Annotated in this window: 17 protein-coding genes; all 17 read right to left on the minus strand. The window is 40.6% G+C overall.

The annotated features are described in order from the left end of the window. A partial coding sequence (locus EA341_RS03405; RefSeq protein ID WP_293011323.1) for a nuclear transport factor 2 family protein occupies nucleotides 1-2,839 on the minus strand: 2,839 nt, incomplete at its 3' end. Between the two features lie 3 nt (nucleotides 2,840-2,842). Further along, the gene (locus tag EA341_RS03410) at nucleotides 2,843-6,664 is read right to left on the minus strand and encodes a sensor histidine kinase (protein WP_293011325.1); all 3,822 of its coding nucleotides are present in this window, start codon (nucleotides 6,662-6,664) and stop codon (nucleotides 2,843-2,845) included. A gap of 152 nt (nucleotides 6,665-6,816) precedes the next feature. Continuing rightward, a complete protein-coding gene (locus EA341_RS03415; RefSeq protein ID WP_293011327.1) occupies nucleotides 6,817-7,248 on the minus strand; it encodes a hypothetical protein in 432 nt (143 codons plus the stop codon). A 65-nt stretch (nucleotides 7,249-7,313) separates the two neighbouring features. Continuing rightward, complete coding sequence (locus EA341_RS03420) at nucleotides 7,314-7,697, minus strand: response regulator (RefSeq protein ID WP_293011329.1); 384 nt, start codon at nucleotides 7,695-7,697, stop codon at nucleotides 7,314-7,316. A 466-nt stretch (nucleotides 7,698-8,163) separates the two neighbouring features. Next, complete coding sequence (locus EA341_RS03425; RefSeq protein ID WP_293011331.1) at nucleotides 8,164-8,688, minus strand: nuclear transport factor 2 family protein; 525 nt, start codon at nucleotides 8,686-8,688, stop codon at nucleotides 8,164-8,166. 230 nt (nucleotides 8,689-8,918) lie between these two features. Continuing rightward, nucleotides 8,919-9,170: a hypothetical protein gene (locus EA341_RS03430; RefSeq protein WP_367126892.1), complete on the minus strand. Its 252-nt coding sequence runs from the start codon at nucleotides 9,168-9,170 to the stop codon at nucleotides 8,919-8,921. Continuing rightward, nucleotides 9,127-9,951 (minus strand): DUF6090 family protein, encoded by an 825-nt coding sequence (locus tag EA341_RS03435; RefSeq protein WP_293011333.1) that lies wholly within the window; start codon nucleotides 9,949-9,951, stop codon nucleotides 9,127-9,129. The genes EA341_RS03430 and EA341_RS03435 overlap by 44 nt, the downstream gene beginning before the upstream one ends. Nucleotides 9,952-10,066: 115 nt before the next feature. Beyond that, a complete protein-coding gene (locus EA341_RS03440; RefSeq protein ID WP_293011335.1) occupies nucleotides 10,067-10,288 on the minus strand; it encodes a hypothetical protein in 222 nt (73 codons plus the stop codon). A 95-nt stretch (nucleotides 10,289-10,383) separates the two neighbouring features. Further along, complete coding sequence (locus EA341_RS03445) at nucleotides 10,384-11,136, minus strand: DUF6090 family protein (protein ID WP_293011337.1); 753 nt, start codon at nucleotides 11,134-11,136, stop codon at nucleotides 10,384-10,386. 57 nt (nucleotides 11,137-11,193) lie between these two features. Then, nucleotides 11,194-11,544, minus strand: a complete 351-nt coding sequence (locus EA341_RS03450) for a hypothetical protein (RefSeq protein ID WP_293011339.1) — start codon at nucleotides 11,542-11,544, stop codon at nucleotides 11,194-11,196. After that, nucleotides 11,541-12,320, minus strand: coding sequence for a hypothetical protein (locus EA341_RS03455; protein WP_293011341.1), 780 nt, complete (start codon nucleotides 12,318-12,320; stop codon nucleotides 11,541-11,543). Before EA341_RS03455 ends, EA341_RS03450 begins: the two co-directional genes overlap by 4 nt. Further along, nucleotides 12,298-13,062 carry a hypothetical protein gene (locus EA341_RS03460; RefSeq protein ID WP_293011343.1) on the minus strand — a complete coding sequence of 255 codons (765 nt, stop codon included), beginning with the start codon at nucleotides 13,060-13,062 and terminating at the stop codon, nucleotides 12,298-12,300. The genes EA341_RS03455 and EA341_RS03460 overlap by 23 nt, the downstream gene beginning before the upstream one ends. Nucleotides 13,063-13,066: 4 nt before the next feature. Then, a complete protein-coding gene (locus EA341_RS03465; protein ID WP_293011345.1) occupies nucleotides 13,067-13,807 on the minus strand; it encodes a DUF6090 family protein in 741 nt (246 codons plus the stop codon). Nucleotides 13,808-13,844: 37 nt separating this feature from the next. Further along, nucleotides 13,845-14,738, minus strand: a complete 894-nt coding sequence (locus EA341_RS03470; protein ID WP_293011347.1) for an alpha/beta hydrolase-fold protein — start codon at nucleotides 14,736-14,738, stop codon at nucleotides 13,845-13,847. Between the two features lie 142 nt (nucleotides 14,739-14,880). After that, a complete protein-coding gene (locus tag EA341_RS03475; RefSeq protein ID WP_293011349.1) occupies nucleotides 14,881-15,657 on the minus strand; it encodes a hypothetical protein in 777 nt (258 codons plus the stop codon). 4 nt (nucleotides 15,658-15,661) lie between these two features. After that, a complete protein-coding gene (locus EA341_RS03480) occupies nucleotides 15,662-16,099 on the minus strand; it encodes a nuclear transport factor 2 family protein (protein WP_293011351.1) in 438 nt (145 codons plus the stop codon). 13 nt (nucleotides 16,100-16,112) lie between these two features. Next, nucleotides 16,113-17,756 (minus strand): arylsulfatase, encoded by a 1,644-nt coding sequence (locus EA341_RS03485; RefSeq protein ID WP_293011353.1) that lies wholly within the window; start codon nucleotides 17,754-17,756, stop codon nucleotides 16,113-16,115. Nucleotides 17,757-17,953 lie beyond the last annotated feature (197 nt).

Here is a 17,953-nt window from a genome sequence, read left to right on the forward strand (position 1 = left end):
TAGAACGCACCCTTTCCAATGCGGCTTCGATCTGAGCCTCTCTTGCCTGTGCTTCTGCTTTTTGCAGATCGAGGAAGCGGGTGTAGGCTTGGTCGAAAACCCTGGCAAAGCGTTTGATGATTTCAATTTCGTTATCTGCTAAAACTTTTCCTTCAAAATCATTGATATTAAAAGTTGCGTTATTAACCGCTATGATCGTAACAGTGTAGGAAGTGCTATCGAATATCATGCGCTTGATATCCTCGGGCAAATGCCTGAATTCAGCAGTATTTTCAATTAAATATTCATAAAAAGCATCCTTTTCTTGTTTGGAATAATGGCCAACAAAAAAATCTATTTGTTTTTCAAGCGCATTGCAGAAATCCTTTGCTAAGATGTTATCAAAGTAAGGGAGCCGGTAATTGGTGATGACCAGGCCTTCATCATTCTGCCCACACACAAAAGCATTCAGGTCTTTTGAACCCTCAATACGGGTTGCAATGCCAACTGCGGTAAAGGGAACTTGAAGGTCTTTTAATTTTTCGAAAAGCACCGAAACCACCTCGGTGAGCTCATCACTATTGTGCATGGCTAAGGAACGGGAGCGGACTTTTTCCAAAGCGGCTTCAATCTTGGCTTCCCTTGCCTGATCTTCTGCTTTTACCAGATCTAGATACCTTCTATAGGTCTGTTCAAAAAGCGAACTGAACCGCTTGGTAATCTGAATTAACTCGGGTTGAAATTCATGGGGCGTAAACGCATAAAAAAATCCATGCTCGAATATAAAACAATGTTGGATCTCTTTTTTGGGTAATTTTTCTAAAGGAATCTGAATTTTATAGTCAGGCGCAGTATTGAGCATTTTGTAATAGTTGATCAAATCTTCACCTTCCAATATATACTTATGAAAAGAAACCTGCGCTTTCCAAGCTTCCCGGGCACTTTTTAGCAAGGGATGCCAGCTCATTTCCAAGTGGCCAATATGCATATTGACTTCCTCTCCGTCTTTTCGGGCAGTCCAGAGCTGATTGTTTTCATTGTCATGGTTCAGGATGCCGATACCAAAGCGGGTACCTTCATCCACGCCCAAGGAGGTAAGTTCAGCAAACATCTTGACAACACATTTCCCCACATCCTCGCTGCTGTGCATGGCCATGGTCTGGGCTCTGACCCGTTCCAAGGCCGCTTCAATCTGAGCTTCCTTTGCCTGATCTTCGGCTTTTTGAAGGTCAAGGAATCGTTGATAGGCACGGCCAAATTCATTTGCAAATTTGATGACAATTTGTTCTTCTTCCGGACTTGCCGGGCGAGTCTGATTCATACCGATATATCCAAATGGATGTTTGCCAGCCGTATGATAAATACCGTCAGGATAATCAGCGGGGGTAATACGCGATTCTTCGGGCATGGAGGCAAACGATTCATGAAACACTTCCCAGACTTGAGCTAGCGTATCCGTTGGAAAGTGCAGCTTATTGACATCGGTTGCCTTATCTGCCTTCCATTTATCTACCGTATCTTTCCAGGTATCCATGGCATCGAGATCCACGGTTTGCTCTCCAAAACTGCGATCTCCGTATTTCCCTGTTTCACGAAAGGTGAAGGTGTTGTTATCAAAATTGAAAACGGTCATATGTGTGGACATGGGCAAAATTCCCAATACATCAAATTGCTCGCAGAGTACGGAGAGCACTTCATCCAATTCGTCAGAATTTTGCATGGACATGGCTTTTGCCCGAACGCGTTCCAGTGATGCTTCGATCTGCGCTTCACGAGCCTGCTCTTCTGCTTTTTTGATATCCAAAAAGCGGATATAGGTTTGCCTGAACTCTTTTGCAAAGCGTTCAAAAATCGCAAGTTCCTCTGCTGTATAGGGTTCTGTATCATGTTTCGTCATAGAAACAGTTATTTCTCCCAAAAATGCATCTACAATGGTCTCCCCCTCATTGGCGTAGAGAAATTCTTTAACTTCATCAGGCAAGATTTGTGAATGCTTAAAGAAGTGAGGGAGAAATGTATGCCTCTCTTCCTTCGTGTGTATTTTTACCTGGATGGGCTCTCCGGTTTTTTGGTACTCTTCTACAGCTTTTGCTGTTTTCAGGAAGTATGGATGGTCTATATAGGGGATTAAAACCTTTTGAGTCGGAGTTCCTACCTCCGGTAAATAGCTCCACAAATCCCAGTCCCTGGTTTTTGTGATGGGTCCTTCCATAAAAGCGACCAGGGCAAATTTTATCCCTACCGCAATCAATTGTTCACCAAAGAGTTCTATGATACCAAGGAGGTCTGACTGGGTTTTCATGGCCATGGATTTGGCCCGCACTCTTTCCAGGGCCGCTTCGATCTCCAGCTCCCGGTTTTTGTTTTCTAACTCAGCGGTTCGCCTTTTCACGGCATCTCGCAATTCGATGTTCTCCCGGCTGATTTTATCGATGGCTATGGTTTCGCCTTCCTGCACACGCATAGCGGGTAATGACCCATACTGCTGAATCACTTTCCAGCCGGAATCAGTTTCATGAAGGATTGTCGATAGCCTTACTTTTGAATAAAACGTCCATTCCGGTTCGCCCAAAACATAGATATCGCAGGTCTCATTGATCAACACCATATCTCTTACAGGTTTTGCAGAGATTTGGCGGTTTCTCATATCTGCCTTTCCCACCACTTCCTCCAGCTGCGCTTTAAAAAAGACGATACCTTCCATTTTATTATGTGCCACTTCGCTTTCCGAAGTGCCGATCATCTCAAAGTCCTCGTCGAGCGTGGATGCATAAGCATCCAAATTTCCATGCAAATAGCTGTGCCAATAGATATCGTAAATCTTTCGAGCATCGGCGAGTTGATCTTTGTTTAACTTCATAAATTAATCTTTTACTGGTAAAATGATGGTCATCTTTGTTCCGTGGCCTTCAGCAGACAGGCTTGCCTCGCCGGTAGGCAGGCTTTCCACTTTTATCTCCCCGCCATGGGCCTTCACAATATCGTAGCTTAAGGAGAGACCCAATCCCGTACCTTGGCCAGTTGGTTTGGTGGTGAAAAAAGGCTGGAAGATTTTGTCTTTGATGGTATCGGGTATGCCGGAGCCGTTGTCGGAGATCGAAATTTCGATTTTGTCGCCAAGGTTTCTGGTGGTGAGATGTACAGTTGGTGGCAGGGACAGGGCATGCACTGCCCCAACGGCACCTCGACTTCGCTCAGCACAGGCATAGAAAGCATTATTGACAATATTCAGTAAGACTTTACCAATATCAGAGCGGACCAGTTTCATCTTGGGAATTGAGTTGTCAAAGTTGGTTTTCAAGTCGATTTTGACTTCTTTGTTTTTGATTTTAAAACCTTGATACCCAATATTCAAGTATTCTTTGATTAGGGTATTGAGGTCTGTCAGCTCCACCGCACCAGAACCTGATTTACTATGTTCCAACATGGCTTTGACGATTAAGTCTGCACGTTTGCCATGATGCTGAATTTTCTCTAGATTTTTTTCGATATCCTCAAGGATTTCACTTACCAAAGTCTCATCTCTTTCGTCTTGATTCTTGGCTCTTTCTTCTTTTATCTCAGAAATCATTTCTGCACTTACCTCGCTGAAATTATTCACAAAATTTAGCGGGTTTTTGATCTCATGAGCAATGCCAGAGGTGAGCTCCCCAAGGCTTGCCATCTTTTCAGATTGGATGAGCTGTGCTTGGGTAGATTTCAATTCAGCATAGGCCTTTTCGATTTCTTTAGCCTGTTCCAGTTCTTTTTGTTGAATACGCTCTCTCTCTTTGCGTATCGTTTTGGTCTTTTGAATTAAATGTACCCTTTTGATGATGATCAGTAGGATAGAAAAGTATATCAGGTAAGCCCACCAGGTTCTATACCAGGGTGGAAGCACTGAAAATGTGAATGTAGCTGCCTCTGACCATTCTTTTCCTTCGCCTTCTGCCGGACCTGTATAGCGAGACATTACTTTGAATTTATATTCGCCCTCCCAAATGTTACCAAAAACCGCCCGGTTGTTTACTACTGGAGGACTCCATGTTTTGCTATACCCTTCGAGGATATACCTGTACTCCATCAAATTTGGCCTAGCGAGTTCATTTGTTCCAAAATCTATGGTGATTTGATTCTGGGAATAGGGGAGGGTTAGTTTTTCAGGAAAATTTTCAAACCTCCTGATATTGGAGAACTGTATTTTTGAAAACTCCTCGGCTTGAGATGTTCTTTCCTCAATACTCAGTTCTCTTTCAAATAAGCGGACCTCATCGGTTATATAAGCTGGGAATGAGGAATCTTTTGAGGTCTTTTCACCCAACCGGCTTTGCTCTAAAGATACCCAACTGATAGGTTTTTCGTAAATACTTATGCTTTTGATCTTTACGGAAGGTTTGGTTTTCTTTTTTCTCAATGCTTGATAGTTCAATTTCACCAAACCGGTCTTGTCACTGCCATTCCCTGCCCAAATATATCCTTGGCTGTCGAGGAGAATTCCTTTGTTGATGTCTTTTACAGGGTAGCCGTTTGATGTGTTGTAATGCTCAAGGCTACCGGCCATCTGGTTAAATGGGAGTGAAGCCACTGAGGCGGGGATAACGGTGAAGCCTTTATTGGTTCCAATGAAAATATTTCCGTCGCCATCTTCTAAGAGGTCATAGACAGTATCATCTACCAGACCCTCTCTCTTGGTGAAACTGCTAAAAGACTTGCCATCAAACCTGGAAACTCCTCCGCCTTGTGTCGCAAACCAGAGGTTTCCTACTCGATCCTCTATGATACTCCAAACAATATCATTGGAAAGGCCATCTGCAGTGTTGTAATTTTTAAAAGATTTGCCATCAAACTTGGAAATGCCGCCACCACCAGTGCCTATCCATAAGTTTCCTTTACTGTCTTCAAGAATGCTGTAAACATAGTCGAAAGCCAAACCTTGTTCTGTGGTAAATGCAGTAAATCCTGCCTGTTCCTCAGGCACAGTATTCCAGTCGAATTTCACTAAGCCGGCACCTCCTGTACCCAGCCATAAGGTGCCATCTTTGCCTTCTTCAATGGCGTAGATCACATTATTTGGCAAGCCATTTTTTGTGCTAAAGGATGTGAAATTTGATTTCGTATTGTTTTTGTTTTTTTCTTTATATAAAGCAAGTCCGCCTCCCCCAGTCCCAAACCAAAGGTGACCATTTTTATCTTTTGATGCGCTGATAACAAGAGGGTGGGGGAGGCCCTGTTCGGTAGTGAAGTAGGTAAATGATTCCCCGTTATATTTCGTCACTCCACCACCATCTGTACAAAACCACAAATCTCCGTTATTGTCCTCTATAATACTATAAACACGATTTTTAATAAAACCATATTCTGAGGTGAAATTGTAAAAATCAGTACCGTTGTACAAAGTAACTCCGCCTCCAGCAGTCCCGAACCAAATATTCCCTGACTTATCGATAGAAATGCTATACACTACGTTTTCTGGCAAGCCTTGGGCTGCGGAATAGTTTGTGAACTTTTTTCCATCATACTTGGATACACCATTCCCTCCTGTAGCAAACCATAAGTTGCCTTCTAAGTCTTCTTTGATATCCCAAATTTCAGGATGTCCTAATCCGTCAGTAGTTGTGAAATTCTTGAAGCTTCCCTTCTCTGATAAAGTGTTATTTTCCTCGTATCTGAAGATCCCACCTCCAATGGTTCCAAACCAAAGATTCCCATTTCGGTCTTTGGTTATACTGTGGATTGAATTCTCAGCCAATCCGTCAACTTCTGTGAATGATAAAAAGTCATTCCCATCGTATCTGACAACACCTTTACTTCCAGTTCCAAACCAGATATATCCATTGTCATCTTCTGCAATTTTAATAATTGAGCTTTCAGGTAGTCCATCACCTTTATCGAAATTGATAAAGCGATCTCCGTCATATTTAGAAGCTCCACCACTTCCTGCTGCAATCCAGACATTTCCTTTGCTATCAGGGGTTATTCCATAGACTATATCATGGATGAGTCCATCAGATGTGGTTTTTTGTATAAATGAGAAACCATCATAAATGGAAATCCCACCTCCTTCTGTTCCAATCCATATGTTCCCATATGTATCTTCAGCAAGGCAGTGAACCAAGTTATTTGAGAGTCCATGGGCAGTAGTAAAATTGGTGAAAGAAATCCCATCATATTTAGATATTCCTCCCCCCCAAGTTCCAAACCAAATATTTCCTGAACTGTCTACTATAGAAGAAGTAATGTTGTCTAAAGCAAGCCCCTCATCAGTTGTAAAGGTGGTGAAATGAGAAAGCCCACCATCACCCATGAAAAACTTATTTCCCTTATCATCCAAGATTGCCTTTCCTTTTTCATTCTTAAGAAAAGGTCTCTGAAGTACTCTAGGTGGAGAAATGATGCGGGTTTCACCTTCCCCATCTTGATAAGTAAAAGTTTCAAGATTATTTTGAGGGATAGGAATCGAGATAGGAGGTAGGTTTTCATTCAACCACATTTTTTGAGGTTGAGATGGAACCGAAAGGCTATCTAAAAAAATAATGTTTGGGGTGGAGGTTTCAGTCAGCTTATCAAAGCTATCCTTGTTTTCATGATCAATAATGTCTTGGCAAGCCAACAAACAGGCTAGGAAGCAGAAAGCAATCAATTTTGCTGTTTTTATTCTCAATCGGATTTCGGGGTGAGAACCAAAGGTATTTATATCAGCACTCATTTTTTTTGATTTAAGTATGATGGGTTTTACATACTTCATTGAGACTTGTGAATTTGTATATTTCCATTTTTGAAGTAAGACCCAATAGATAGTCAATATATATTTTGACTTAATCTATTGGGTCTTTGGTATTGTCAAGGAATAGTTAATTTTCAATTTCTAACAATAATTCTAGGCGGTGACTGACCCCTCGCGTATGTCATCGATTCATGGATAAATACTGTGTATGGAAATGTACCTTTGGGGCTATTTGCTGAAACTGCCATCACCAGAGGATTGCCTGCTTTTACCTCCCTAGTTTCATGACCAAAAATTCTTGAATCAGGAAATGCAAAAGAGGCATCAGAGCCTTCAACTACCCAACGGATACGGTCTCCTCTTCTCAGAGTGACATCACTTTTGGAATTATTTCCCTCCAATACGACCCTCCATTCATTGTTAATGATTTTTACCACTACCCTGTGTTCCACCCTTCCTTGTTCCGGATCCACTTCAATTCCTATAAAAGCGCTTTCCTGATTGTATATCGAAAGAACGTAGAAGAAGGTAATAAGGAAACTGCTTATGATTACTTTATATCCCATAATTGTCTATTGATTTAATTAAATGTGTTCTGGACTTAATTTAAAATATTTTTGACCATGTCTATTTATTTTGCGTCTTCAATAATCTGTCTCACCTCAGTTTTCAAGGAGTTGAAATCTATAGGTTTTACAAAAAAACCTTTAGCACCAGATTTGATGGCCCTGTCATAATTTTCACTGTCTCCATATGCAGAAATCATCGATATCTCAATCTGAGGGAATTCTGCCTTTACCTTATCAAGAAGCTCGAGGCCCGTCATTCCTGGCATATTGATATCGGAGAAAATATACATCACGTTAGGAGGAGTGTGGTTCCTGAGAAAATCCAAGGCCTCCCGGCCGGAAAAAGCAAATTCCAGTTCAATATCTCCGTTTCGGATTTCTTTTCGAAGTTTTTGACGGAACAGCATCTCTACATCTTTTTCATCGTCTACTATTAAAAATCGCATAATTGTTACTTTTATTTATTCTTGTTCTTTACTATATGTTTTATTTTCGAACTCATTTTCACTTTTCTTACTAATCCTCTTTGAAACTCTTATACTTTTTTTTCCATAAATTATCATTTAGTAATTAGCTTTAAATTGATTCTTATTATTTAATTATTTATTAGTTTTTATTTTGTTTAATCTATCAAATAATTAATATTACTTCTCTAATAATATATTGTATAAAATTTCTTTTAATCCTATATAAGGTAATCATTTTTTATCTTTATCAAATACATATTTGTAGGTTTGAAAAATTTATGTAATCTGCTTTATTACTATATCTTATTATTGGTCATATGGTAATGAGGCACTGGCTTTAGGTAGAAATAAGTTATTTTAATGCCATTTGATTCTTGTTAGGCCTAAGGGGATGAATCAAAAATTATGGCTATTGGATCTTTTCAAGTCCAACAGCCATAAGAGATTAATTAGAAGGTCGTGTAATCTCAAATCCCTGACTTTGCACAACATTCAACATGTCATACCAATAGGTCATTCTTGTAATTTTGCCATTTGAAACCAAACTTGCGGTATGATAGGGAATAGGTATCGTTTTACCTGTAGTCTTATCAGTGAGGGTATTGACACCCCATGACAAGACCCATTCCCCTTCGTTCCAGTTATTGGTCACTTTCACAGGTAGATAAAGCTCTTGGGAAAGACTGTGCCTATATATATTGGTACTATTGGTAAAATATTCCCTATGCTGGGCAACCGTGAGAGAGTCCAAAGCTCCTCCCACTCCATAAATCATCGCATTTGGCGCAAATTGGGCATTCATAGTAGCCACATCGCCTACCTGAAGTGCTTTGGTGTATTTCTGTACAACTTCCATGGCTGTTGCTGCATTTGCAAATTCCAAGGTTATATCTTGGTCTTGGGCATTGGAAATTATCGGTGTCAGTGTCATAACGAACACCAAGGCCATAATTAATTTTAAGATTTTCATGTTTGTATTCTTTAAGTGGTTAAAAATTTACTCCCTTATAATTACCTAAAATCCAGTAAAAAATAATAACCAATAGGGACGAAAGACCTCATTTATTGTCCGAATGATGGGTAAAAGTTTCCGAAGAGAATTTGAAGGAAGTGTTTTATGCTTGAATCCTGTGTACTTTTTCATAAGTTGTATTTGGCAAAACACACATTACCGTTCTGTTTTGTGTTTTTAAGCATGCCCTAATTCGAGGATTTACGGTGCTCAGTCCCCTGTTCAAAGGAATAGCTCACCCTGATCAAAATCTGTTTACCATACATTCTTCCCAAAAACTGTAAGCCTGCACGCAGGTTTCCGGAGGTAAATCCCATAGGAACAGTAAAAGCAGGTTGCCCGGTATGGGGAGAGATAATCTGGCTGTTGTCCCCTTTGTATTCTTCTTCAAAAAAATTAATCCTGAAGAAACAAGTTGATTTCGGCTTGGAGGCTATCAATTTGCTGTTGCCTCTTGTTTAAACGGGCGATGGAATTAAAAGCCCTTCCCAAATCCCCGACGAGGTAAGATTCAAACTCCGGGTTTTGCATAAATTCCCTGATGATCGGATCAGGAAAAATGTTTCGTTCATCTTTGACCTGACCCAAATGTTCGTAGAAGAATTTGTTCCCTCCTTCTGCTATGACCAAATCCGACGAAATTCCCGATAAATAATTTTTGGGGAGAGGAGCCATCAAGGGTTCAAACGCCGTTTCAATCAATCGTAAGGTGGAAGTCATGACGCCTTCAATCATCTGGAATTCGGAATAATATTGGATCATCTGTTTCAGCAGGGTTTTGTTTTTAAAATTATTAAAAGCCCCTGAACTTTTGGAAGCATCGAAAGCAGCATCAAAAATGATGGCAGTTTCATTGTAATAAAGCGGCTCGACATTTTGACCAAACTCCTGCCCATTTATCTCAAGTGCGGGATTTCTCACCCGGGCCAATAACCAAGTCAAAACTTCAACCCGATGACTGTAAAATTCGTGGAGCTGATCGATTTTAACTTTGTCCTTATCCAAATCATCCAAAAGTGCAGCATAAAAATTGATTTCAGCCTCACGGCTTTTTCGTTGCTCGTTCCAGTTATTCACCTGCAGGGCAATCAAAATCCCGATTACCACCAGGAAGATTTCACCAATGGCATAAGCTAGGTATCGGGTGACCTTGTTTCCTGCCTTGCCGGCAGGCAGGTCCTGGAGTAGTTTTTGGCGGATGTTTCTGAAGAATATTAGCATTATATTTTTAGTCTATAGGGTATTAATTCTTACTCGCTGATTATATTCCATACCGTCTGAAAATCGCGTAGGGCTAAAGGCACGGAGGGGTTGTTTAATTTGTTTGTCTACCCATTCAAATCCCTAAAGGGACTGTTATTGAATTCGTTATTAAGCAAAATGTTTTATCCATACCCTGTCTAAAGGGTCTTAGAATCTCAATTTTAGCCCGTTTTCGTGCTTGGTCATCTCCATAGTTTGACAGCTCAAAAGCCTCATAGATACCGATGATCAGTACCAGAATCTCGAAAAAGTATTCCGGCCTTTTTTCTTTGAGGGTGGATAGGATTCGTTTCATGTGTTTATATTTTGTTTTTTTTAATTGCCACATGGAATCTTCGCATGGAATATAATCATCCCTCTGTGTGTCGCTTCGGGTCATGCTTGATTTCATCATTTCAGTTCTTTTTGGATCAGTTCCATTAATTGATTGGCATGATCGATAAGAGAAATAGCTTCTGCGTAGGATACAATAAAATTGGTGTTTCTTAGGGCCAAATGATTTAAAAACTCTTGGTTTGTAAGGAGTTGACCGTAGTCACTTTTGATTGAGGATTCTATAGTTTGGTATTTCTGGATGATAGGGGTTGAGGTTATAAATGAATTTGCGTCAATCGTGTTAAACAATTCAGGTATAACTGCATACTTAGCAAGCTCCGCTATAAAAGTCCCCATGAAAATTTCATTCGCATAGACTTCTTCTTCTATGAAATCTTCTATCAAACCTGGCCAACTGATTAATTTTGCTCTTATTTCTTCATTCTGAATGAGGCTTATTTTACCTGTAGAAAACAGTAATTCAAGCGTTCCCATTTTTCCATTGTAAGTAGGGCGGATCATGGTTTTACCGAATAGGGTATCCAACTCATATTTAGAACTGTTTGGTATATCCTTAGAGAGTTCAAAAATGCGAATGCTGGCATCTATGGCACTTTTCCTTAAGTCGTTGAGGAATTCAAATTCAGCAATCGTATTTTCCAGATCGTTCTGAAGGTTTTCAAGGATAGCCCGCTCTTCCAATTTATCTTTTCTGGTTTCGTTCCAGTTATTCAGCGCAAAGGCACCATAAATCCCGATAATCAGCACGAGAATTTCCAGGAAGTATTCCGGCCATTTTTGGTTGAGGGTGGATAGGATTCGTTTCATTGTTTCAGCTCTTTTTGGATCAATTCTTTTAATTTCTGATTTTGGGTCAGGACTATTTCAATATTGGCTCCTGTGTTTTTGGTTTTTATGGATACTTCCAAAAGCATTTTTTGGAACTCCGGTGTTTTGGAAAGAAAGGTTAACCCTGCTTTCGACAAAGTCAAAAGATGTTCCTCCTTTAATACTACTGTCATTATTTTCAAACCAGTTAGATAATCGGTGGACTTTTTTGTCAGCCAAAAAAACCCGAACTCTGTTTTCCAGCAACTCAGCATACTCTGAATAGGTAACATCAAGATCAATTAAGTACCTGGAATAGGTGTTAATCTCTTTCCTAATAGCTTCATTGAGAAGATTTTGACGGATTCCTGCCTTGCCGGCAGGCAGTTTGCGGAAAAATTTGATCATTGATTAAGGTATTTTTGTATTCGGTTTGAAAGAGCGAGGTTAGTTTCTTTATAGGCTTTAAGGTTACTAAAAACCAATTCACTCTGATGTAGCAGGTCTGTAAGGAAGTTCAATACTTCAGGTTCTTTGATTAATTCTTTAAAATCAGTTGCATAATGATCACCAATATCCAATCTGAAATTGGGAATAAACTGATACTTGGCGCCTCTATGCAGTTTGTCAAGCGGATCAAATTGGGTAGCGTTGTTAAAATTAAATGCGCTGGCCTTTTGTTGGTAAATCTCTAAAGACCACTCTAAAAATTGTTTGGAATAGTAGGTAATGATTTCTTCAGACAGATTTTTGTCTTCTATTTCCTGCAGCAGGCCACTGCCGTAAAGCGTCTGATAGTTGGTGTTAAACTTGGAAAATTTCCGAAATTCAAAAGTGTTGAGGAAATATTGTCCCAGCTCTTTATTGGAATTGCTGTCTTTTTGCTGATAGTTTAAAATAATCTGTTGAATCCCATCTGTAATATCAGTATAGTAGGCAACCAGAAAGTCAATCCGATCAGCTTCCAAATGCAAGTCAGCTTGCATCCCAAGCAAAAGCTGCTCTGTTGCTTTTTTTTCTTTATTTTCTTCTTTTAGAATATTTAATTGAAGGGCAATCAAAATACCGATTACCACAAGAAATATCTCTCCGACAGCATAGGTCAGGTATTGGGTAATTCGATTTTGCTGAAGGAGCTTTTGGCGGATTTTGCGGAGAAGACTAATCATAACTTTCTCTTTCAAATATTTCTAATGTTCCGTTAATTAGATGAATCAGTTCTCTCAACCATAAAATATCTACAGATTGGCTTAGATAATTTTTATGAAGTGTTCGATATGTTTCAGGCTGCCTTAAATAAGAAAACAATTCCGAATCAGATAAGACTAGCTGGTTGTGTTCGGGAAAATTTTCTTCATTGAACAATGCCGGGTGGATGACTTTAAAAAATCCAAAGCGAATCATTAATTCATTTCCATCTTCAGTGAAAAATATAAAAGACTTAGAAATAGCCTCTTTATAATTGTTAAGTGCAGTTTCGTATTCTGCCAATGCTTTGGTTTCTTCCTCATTCAGGAGGCTGAATTTCCCAGATTCCTTACTTGCTGTCAACCGGGAGCTATTAATGTTAGAAGCGAATGCTGCTAGGGTTTGGACTGCATAGCTTCTAATGCTATCAATGGATTCGGAAGTTGACTCTCCTGAGGAAATCTCCAATAATATTAGGTTTTTCTTTCGGCTATTTTCCATGTATTTCTGCTTGGATTCAAACTCTTTAAGGTTTTCTTTTAGCTCTTCTTGAAGCAATTTGATCAGCTTGCTTTTTTCCTGTATTTCAATCCGTTGCAGATTCCAAGTATTGACCTGCAAGGCAATGAGAATCCCGATTACCACAAGGAAGATTTCACCAATGGCGTATTTGAGGTAACTGCCTATCTTGTTTTGCTGAAGGAGCTTTTGGCGGATTTTGCGGAAGAGTTGGATCATGGTATCAGTTTGGACAATTGTTGTTTTCGAGACAGTTGATTCGTTCGAGAATTTTAAAGTAGTGCGTTCTAAACTCTACAATGCCTTCTGCAAACTTTTGGTTGGCGAGTCTCCAAAACTGTATTCCGGCGATGACCTCCTCTTGGCCTATCATACGTTCGTAATCCAGGCTCATAGATTTGGTAGTGTCTCCATTGATTATAAGGATTTTTTGGATTCTGTAGGGCTGGAAAAGACGGGCATCTGCAACCGATAGGTCTCTCCAATATTGGAGTGTCTCGATTGAACGGGTTTGGAAGCTAGCTACTTCATCCAGCATTTCGCGCAATTTCACATCAGAGAGAATACCCAATGAACCGGAGGATACTAACTCGGTATAGGCAGAGTTTTTCAAAAGCCATGCACTCATAAAAAAAGGCGTAGCAGGAATTCTAAACTGTTCATTTTTTGAAGCCGCATTGCTCAATAAAAAAGCAAGAGAATCCAGATTCGACGCGTTACTTTCATACAGTTTAATTTGATTATCAAGAATATCGAAATTCCATAATGCCTCTTCTTTGAGTCTGTCCAAGTATAATTTTTCCTTTTTTTGAAGTTTTTGGTCTTCATTCCAGTTATTGATCTGCAGCGCGATCAGAATCCCTATCACAACCAAAAAAATCTCACCAATAGCGTAAGCTAAGTATTGGGTGATCCGGTTTTGAGAGAGAAGTTTTTGGCGGATTTTGCGGAAGAGTTTAAGCATGGGTGTTTACAATATAAGATTATTAATTCATCATTCTTTATGGCTTTTTTCCATATAAAACCCTCAATGTCCGGCTGATAGAAGCAGCTACAACCGAATTATGGCTTTCATTCTCGAAAATATGGGTAGTCAGATTCAGTCCTTGGTAATTCCTGCTTTGGAGCGAATCTGCAAAAGCGCTCATCTTTGTGTTCATGGATGGGCCTTCCAAACTTCCAACCGCCATAAATACCTGAGCATCCAAGCTGCTGTTTTTGGCAGAAAAGGATTTTTCCTGATCAAATATTTCATCCCTGTTCCACCAAAATGAAGGGCTAAGAATACCAAAACGGGAAAATAGATTTGATACTGTCAGCAAACAATTTGCGGCAAACAAACCCCCAAAGGAATGTCCCGAAATGCCCCTGTCCCCGCTGGTATGGTAATGGGAATCTATAAATGGAATGATTTCGGTTCGGATGACATCCAGAAAAACCGCCCCGCCTCCTGATACCAAGGAGCCTGCAGGCAGGTCGAAATATTGAAGGTAGGCAGGACTGATGTCGCTTTTGGGATCCGAAGAAGGAGTGTAATCTTCCCAGCGATTGGTCATCCAAGGTTCATAAGAACGCTCCCATTCATGACCTATTCCTACGATAATCAGGTCTTCAATTTCCCCAAACATATCCAATAAGGTCCTGGTAGCATGGGCAATGGGAAATGAAAAACTCCCATCCAAAAGGTACAGTACCGGATAACGGACGCTATCGGATGCATCATAGTGCTTGGGAAGTGAGACAAATAGATTGTATGTTTTACCATTGCTTACTGAAAGCAATAAGTGTTTTTCCTGTTGGTTGATGACAGGTACAAGATTCTTCTGCCCCATCGCTTCAAAAGCAAAAGTCAGGATGACAATGAGCTGGATACCTTTAAGGAAGATTTTGATCATAGGATTCCTTATTTAATGATTATCGGTTGGGCTGTATAAGCTGCACTCAGAAATTTCCAGTTTCTCTTTTTAGAGAAGATTGGCTCTTTTGGATTGCTCTCTTCAATGGTTTGATTTGGGCTTATTGGTGGGTTCTCCATCATCAGTTTAGTTTATATTCGGCATGAATCAATTCCAATAATTGAATAGCATCGTCTCGCAGGAATTCCGCTCTGAAGCTATTGCCTTTGGTCATCTTGGATAGGTAGTGGATTTGGAAAGCAATCTCATTGATCGTGGCAAAATCATCGGTAATCAATTGTGGGTTGTCGGTAGGCATGACGAATCTCATATCGGAATCCATAGTCTTGTTCAATTCTGAGGAGTTAAAAACCTTTCCACCCATTTCGCGGAAGGTGGATTTGGTTCTATTGTCATTCTCGTCCCATTCCTCGAGCTCTTTTACCTTTTTCTCATAAGTGAGCAAGGTGTTGACGACGTTTCTTTTTCTCAACAACCGAAGGTTGCCGGCATTTTTAAGTTGCTGTATGGTACCGTCGGAGTAGAAAAATGCCTGTTCATTGAACACTTGCCGGGCTAAAAAATAAATTTCATTCCCCATCAAAATTCGGTTTTCTGAAAGCATCATTCCTGCCAAAGAATCCATGAGCACGCTTTTTTCTTTTCGGAAGGAGCTATACCTGCTAAGGTTAGTCGTATCCGTTTTTAAGTCCTCTATCAAAGAGAGTATATATTCCTTTTCAATTTTTCGGGTACTGAGGGATTCCCGGTAATTCTCCGCCAGAAAACCACAAAACACCGCCAGAAAGAGCATAAAGAATTCCTTGAAATAGGATTTCCAGTTCTTCTTTTTTAGGGTATTGATGAACTCTTTGTTGGAAAGGTCTTTTTCTGTTTCGGGGGCTTGGTTTTTTTTCATCCGTTTAATTTTCCAGTGCGACAAATAATTGCGAATGAATCAACCATGTTCCGGATGCTTTGGTCCATTGGGCGGAGTACTTCCCACCAACTACGGCTTGCTCGGAATCTTCATGGTATCCTTTCCAGGTTCCCATTTCCCAGGCCAAGTTAGTTATAGGATTGACAATGACTTCATCAGGCGTCCGGATCCAATACATTCTCGGACCGGTCGATTCCTGTATATATTTCATCAATTCCGCTTTTCCGGAAATCAAGGTACCTGCTCCTGTGGTAATCAAGGCGTCTTCCGTAGAAAAGGTCGCGTTCAAATCCTCATCAAAAGCCCGAAGTGCCTGATTGGAAGCTTCTCTTTGCGCAAGGATTTGTGCAATTTCTTTATCCTGCCCATGTGATAAAGTGACTATCAAAAATCCGATCAGGAAAAGCATGCTTTTTTTCATAGTAATCTTTGTTTTAATGAAGACCTTCTCCTTGTTTCGGTGTAGGAGTAATGATACCTACTTGCTTTGAAAATTTCTCCCATTCCTGTAACATTTCCTCGTATTTTTCAGGATGTGCTTCTTTCAGATCCTGCTGTTCAGAGAGGTCAGTTTCCAAATTGTAGAGCTCGAAATTTTTTAAATCAAAAGGTTTTGAGGTATTCAAAAGCTTCCAATTTCCCTTTCGGAGCATGGCATCACCCCGGTGTTCCAAGCCAAAAACATAAGTGGAATCATGAATAGGTTTTGGATCTCCTTTTAAAACCGGAAGCAGTGAACTTCCGGCCAATCCTGCAATTTCTTTCCCTCTCCAGGTTTTGGGATAGGTTATTCCTGCAAGTTCGTAGAAAGTCGGAGCCAGATCCATGATGCTGAGAAATTGATCGTTGATTTGGTTTTTGGGGCTGACGCCCGGACCGGAGATTATCATGGGGGCATTCATTCCCCCTTCAGTAGTATAGCCTTTGAAGTATTTGAAGGGTGAGGCACCGGCCTCTGCCCATTGGGGACCGTAGGATATAAAGGAGTTTTCTTGGCCCATATCGGCGAAAGCATCGGAATAATTTTCCTGGAGAAAAGGTCCAAAATAGTCATGGTAGTAGAAGTCCTCAGCGGCAGCACCATTATCTGACAGAAATACAATCAGCGTATTTTCATATTGGCCGATTTCCTTTAGGTGGGAAATCAACCTCCCGATGTTGTAGTCGAGGTTGTCCACCATGCCGGCATAGAGCTCCATCTTTCGGGCTTCCTTCCTTTGCTCCTCCGGGGAAAGCGAATCCCAAGGTTTGACCCTAGGATGAAGCGGTGGGACTTGGGCGTATTCAGGTATCATCCCGGCTTTTTTGAGCGATTCCAGTCTTTTTTCCCGAAGGGCTTCGTAACCAGCATCATAGCGGCCCTCGTATTTTTTCCAATATGTTGAATCTACCTGCAGTGGCCAATGCGGGGAAGTATAAGCGGCAAAAACGAAGAAGGGCTGTCCATCCTGCCGATCGGCATCGATATAGGATATGAGTTTGTCCGTATAAAAATCCGTGGAATAAGCACCATCAGGCCAATTGGCCTCTTCCCCATTTTCAGTGTAAATAGAAATGGGTGTATCGGGAAAAATCCCCCTTTCACTGTAATGGTTGGCTCCTCCTTCCATCGTTACATAAGATTTTTCAAAACCTTTGTTGGCAGGATTGGCTTCAGGGGTAATGCCTAAATGCCATTTCCCCGCCATATAAGTATGGTAGCCCGCTGAGCGGAGCAGTTCGGGCAGGGGAACAATACGGTCGCTGAGTCTTCCTTCGTATCCAGGAACTCCCGTAACCAAATCCTGTGAACCCATACCTGCCACATGATTGAAATTCCCGGAAAGTAACATGGCACGGCTCACGGCACAAAATGGGGCAGTATGAAAACGGCTAAATCGAATGCCCTCTTGGGCCAACTGATCTAAATTTGGCGTATGAAGGTCTCCTCCAAAGGAACCCATATCTGCATAGCCCAAGTCATCCGCCATGATTAAAAGGATATTGGGAGGCTTAGGGGGCGGTATTTCTTTTTGACAGGAGAAAAAGAGGATTCCCAAAAAAGCGGTGAGGATGATGGGTCTGAGTTGATCTTTCATTTGTGAATCTTCTTTTGGGAAGTTTATAATCGGTAGTGGTAAATAGGTTTTGTATTTGGTTAATAATAAATAAGATAAGTATTTTTTGATTGATTAAATTTATCCGTCTAGCCTTTATTCTTCTTCCACATCCGATACGCCTTGCCCAGGAAATAAATTCCTGTCAAAACCACAATCAAGGTCAGCATTCCCTCTAT

It is taken from the genome of Mongoliibacter sp. (assembly GCF_007692705.1).
In the GTDB taxonomy this organism is placed as follows: Bacteria; Bacteroidota; Bacteroidia; order Cytophagales; family Cyclobacteriaceae; genus Mongoliibacter.

Bases quoted from the DNA above. Each gene is read 5' to 3' on its own strand.
- EA341_RS03410 (WP_293011325.1), bottom strand. From the start codon at position 6,664: ATGAGTGCTGATATAAATACCTTTGGTTCTCACCCCGAAATCCGATTG.
- EA341_RS03415 (WP_293011327.1), bottom strand. From the start codon at position 7,248: ATGGGATATAAAGTAATCATAAGCAGTTTCCTTATTACCTTCTTCTAC.
- EA341_RS03420 (WP_293011329.1), bottom strand. From the start codon at position 7,697: ATGCGATTTTTAATAGTAGACGATGAAAAAGATGTAGAGATGCTGTTC.
- EA341_RS03425 (WP_293011331.1), bottom strand. From the start codon at position 8,688: ATGAAAATCTTAAAATTAATTATGGCCTTGGTGTTCGTTATGACACTG.
- EA341_RS03435 (WP_293011333.1), bottom strand. From the start codon at position 9,951: ATGCTAATATTCTTCAGAAACATCCGCCAAAAACTACTCCAGGACCTG.
- EA341_RS03440 (WP_293011335.1), bottom strand. From the start codon at position 10,288: ATGAAACGAATCCTATCCACCCTCAAAGAAAAAAGGCCGGAATACTTT.
- EA341_RS03445 (WP_293011337.1), bottom strand. From the start codon at position 11,136: ATGAAACGAATCCTATCCACCCTCAACCAAAAATGGCCGGAATACTTC.
- EA341_RS03450 (WP_293011339.1), bottom strand. From the start codon at position 11,544: ATGATCAAATTTTTCCGCAAACTGCCTGCCGGCAAGGCAGGAATCCGT.
- EA341_RS03460 (WP_293011343.1), bottom strand. From the start codon at position 13,062: ATGATCCAACTCTTCCGCAAAATCCGCCAAAAGCTCCTTCAGCAAAAC.
- EA341_RS03465 (WP_293011345.1), bottom strand. From the start codon at position 13,807: ATGCTTAAACTCTTCCGCAAAATCCGCCAAAAACTTCTCTCTCAAAAC.
- EA341_RS03470 (WP_293011347.1), bottom strand. From the start codon at position 14,738: ATGATCAAAATCTTCCTTAAAGGTATCCAGCTCATTGTCATCCTGACT.
- EA341_RS03475 (WP_293011349.1), bottom strand. From the start codon at position 15,657: ATGAAAAAAAACCAAGCCCCCGAAACAGAAAAAGACCTTTCCAACAAA.
- EA341_RS03480 (WP_293011351.1), bottom strand. From the start codon at position 16,099: ATGAAAAAAAGCATGCTTTTCCTGATCGGATTTTTGATAGTCACTTTA.
- EA341_RS03485 (WP_293011353.1), bottom strand. From the start codon at position 17,756: ATGAAAGATCAACTCAGACCCATCATCCTCACCGCTTTTTTGGGAATC.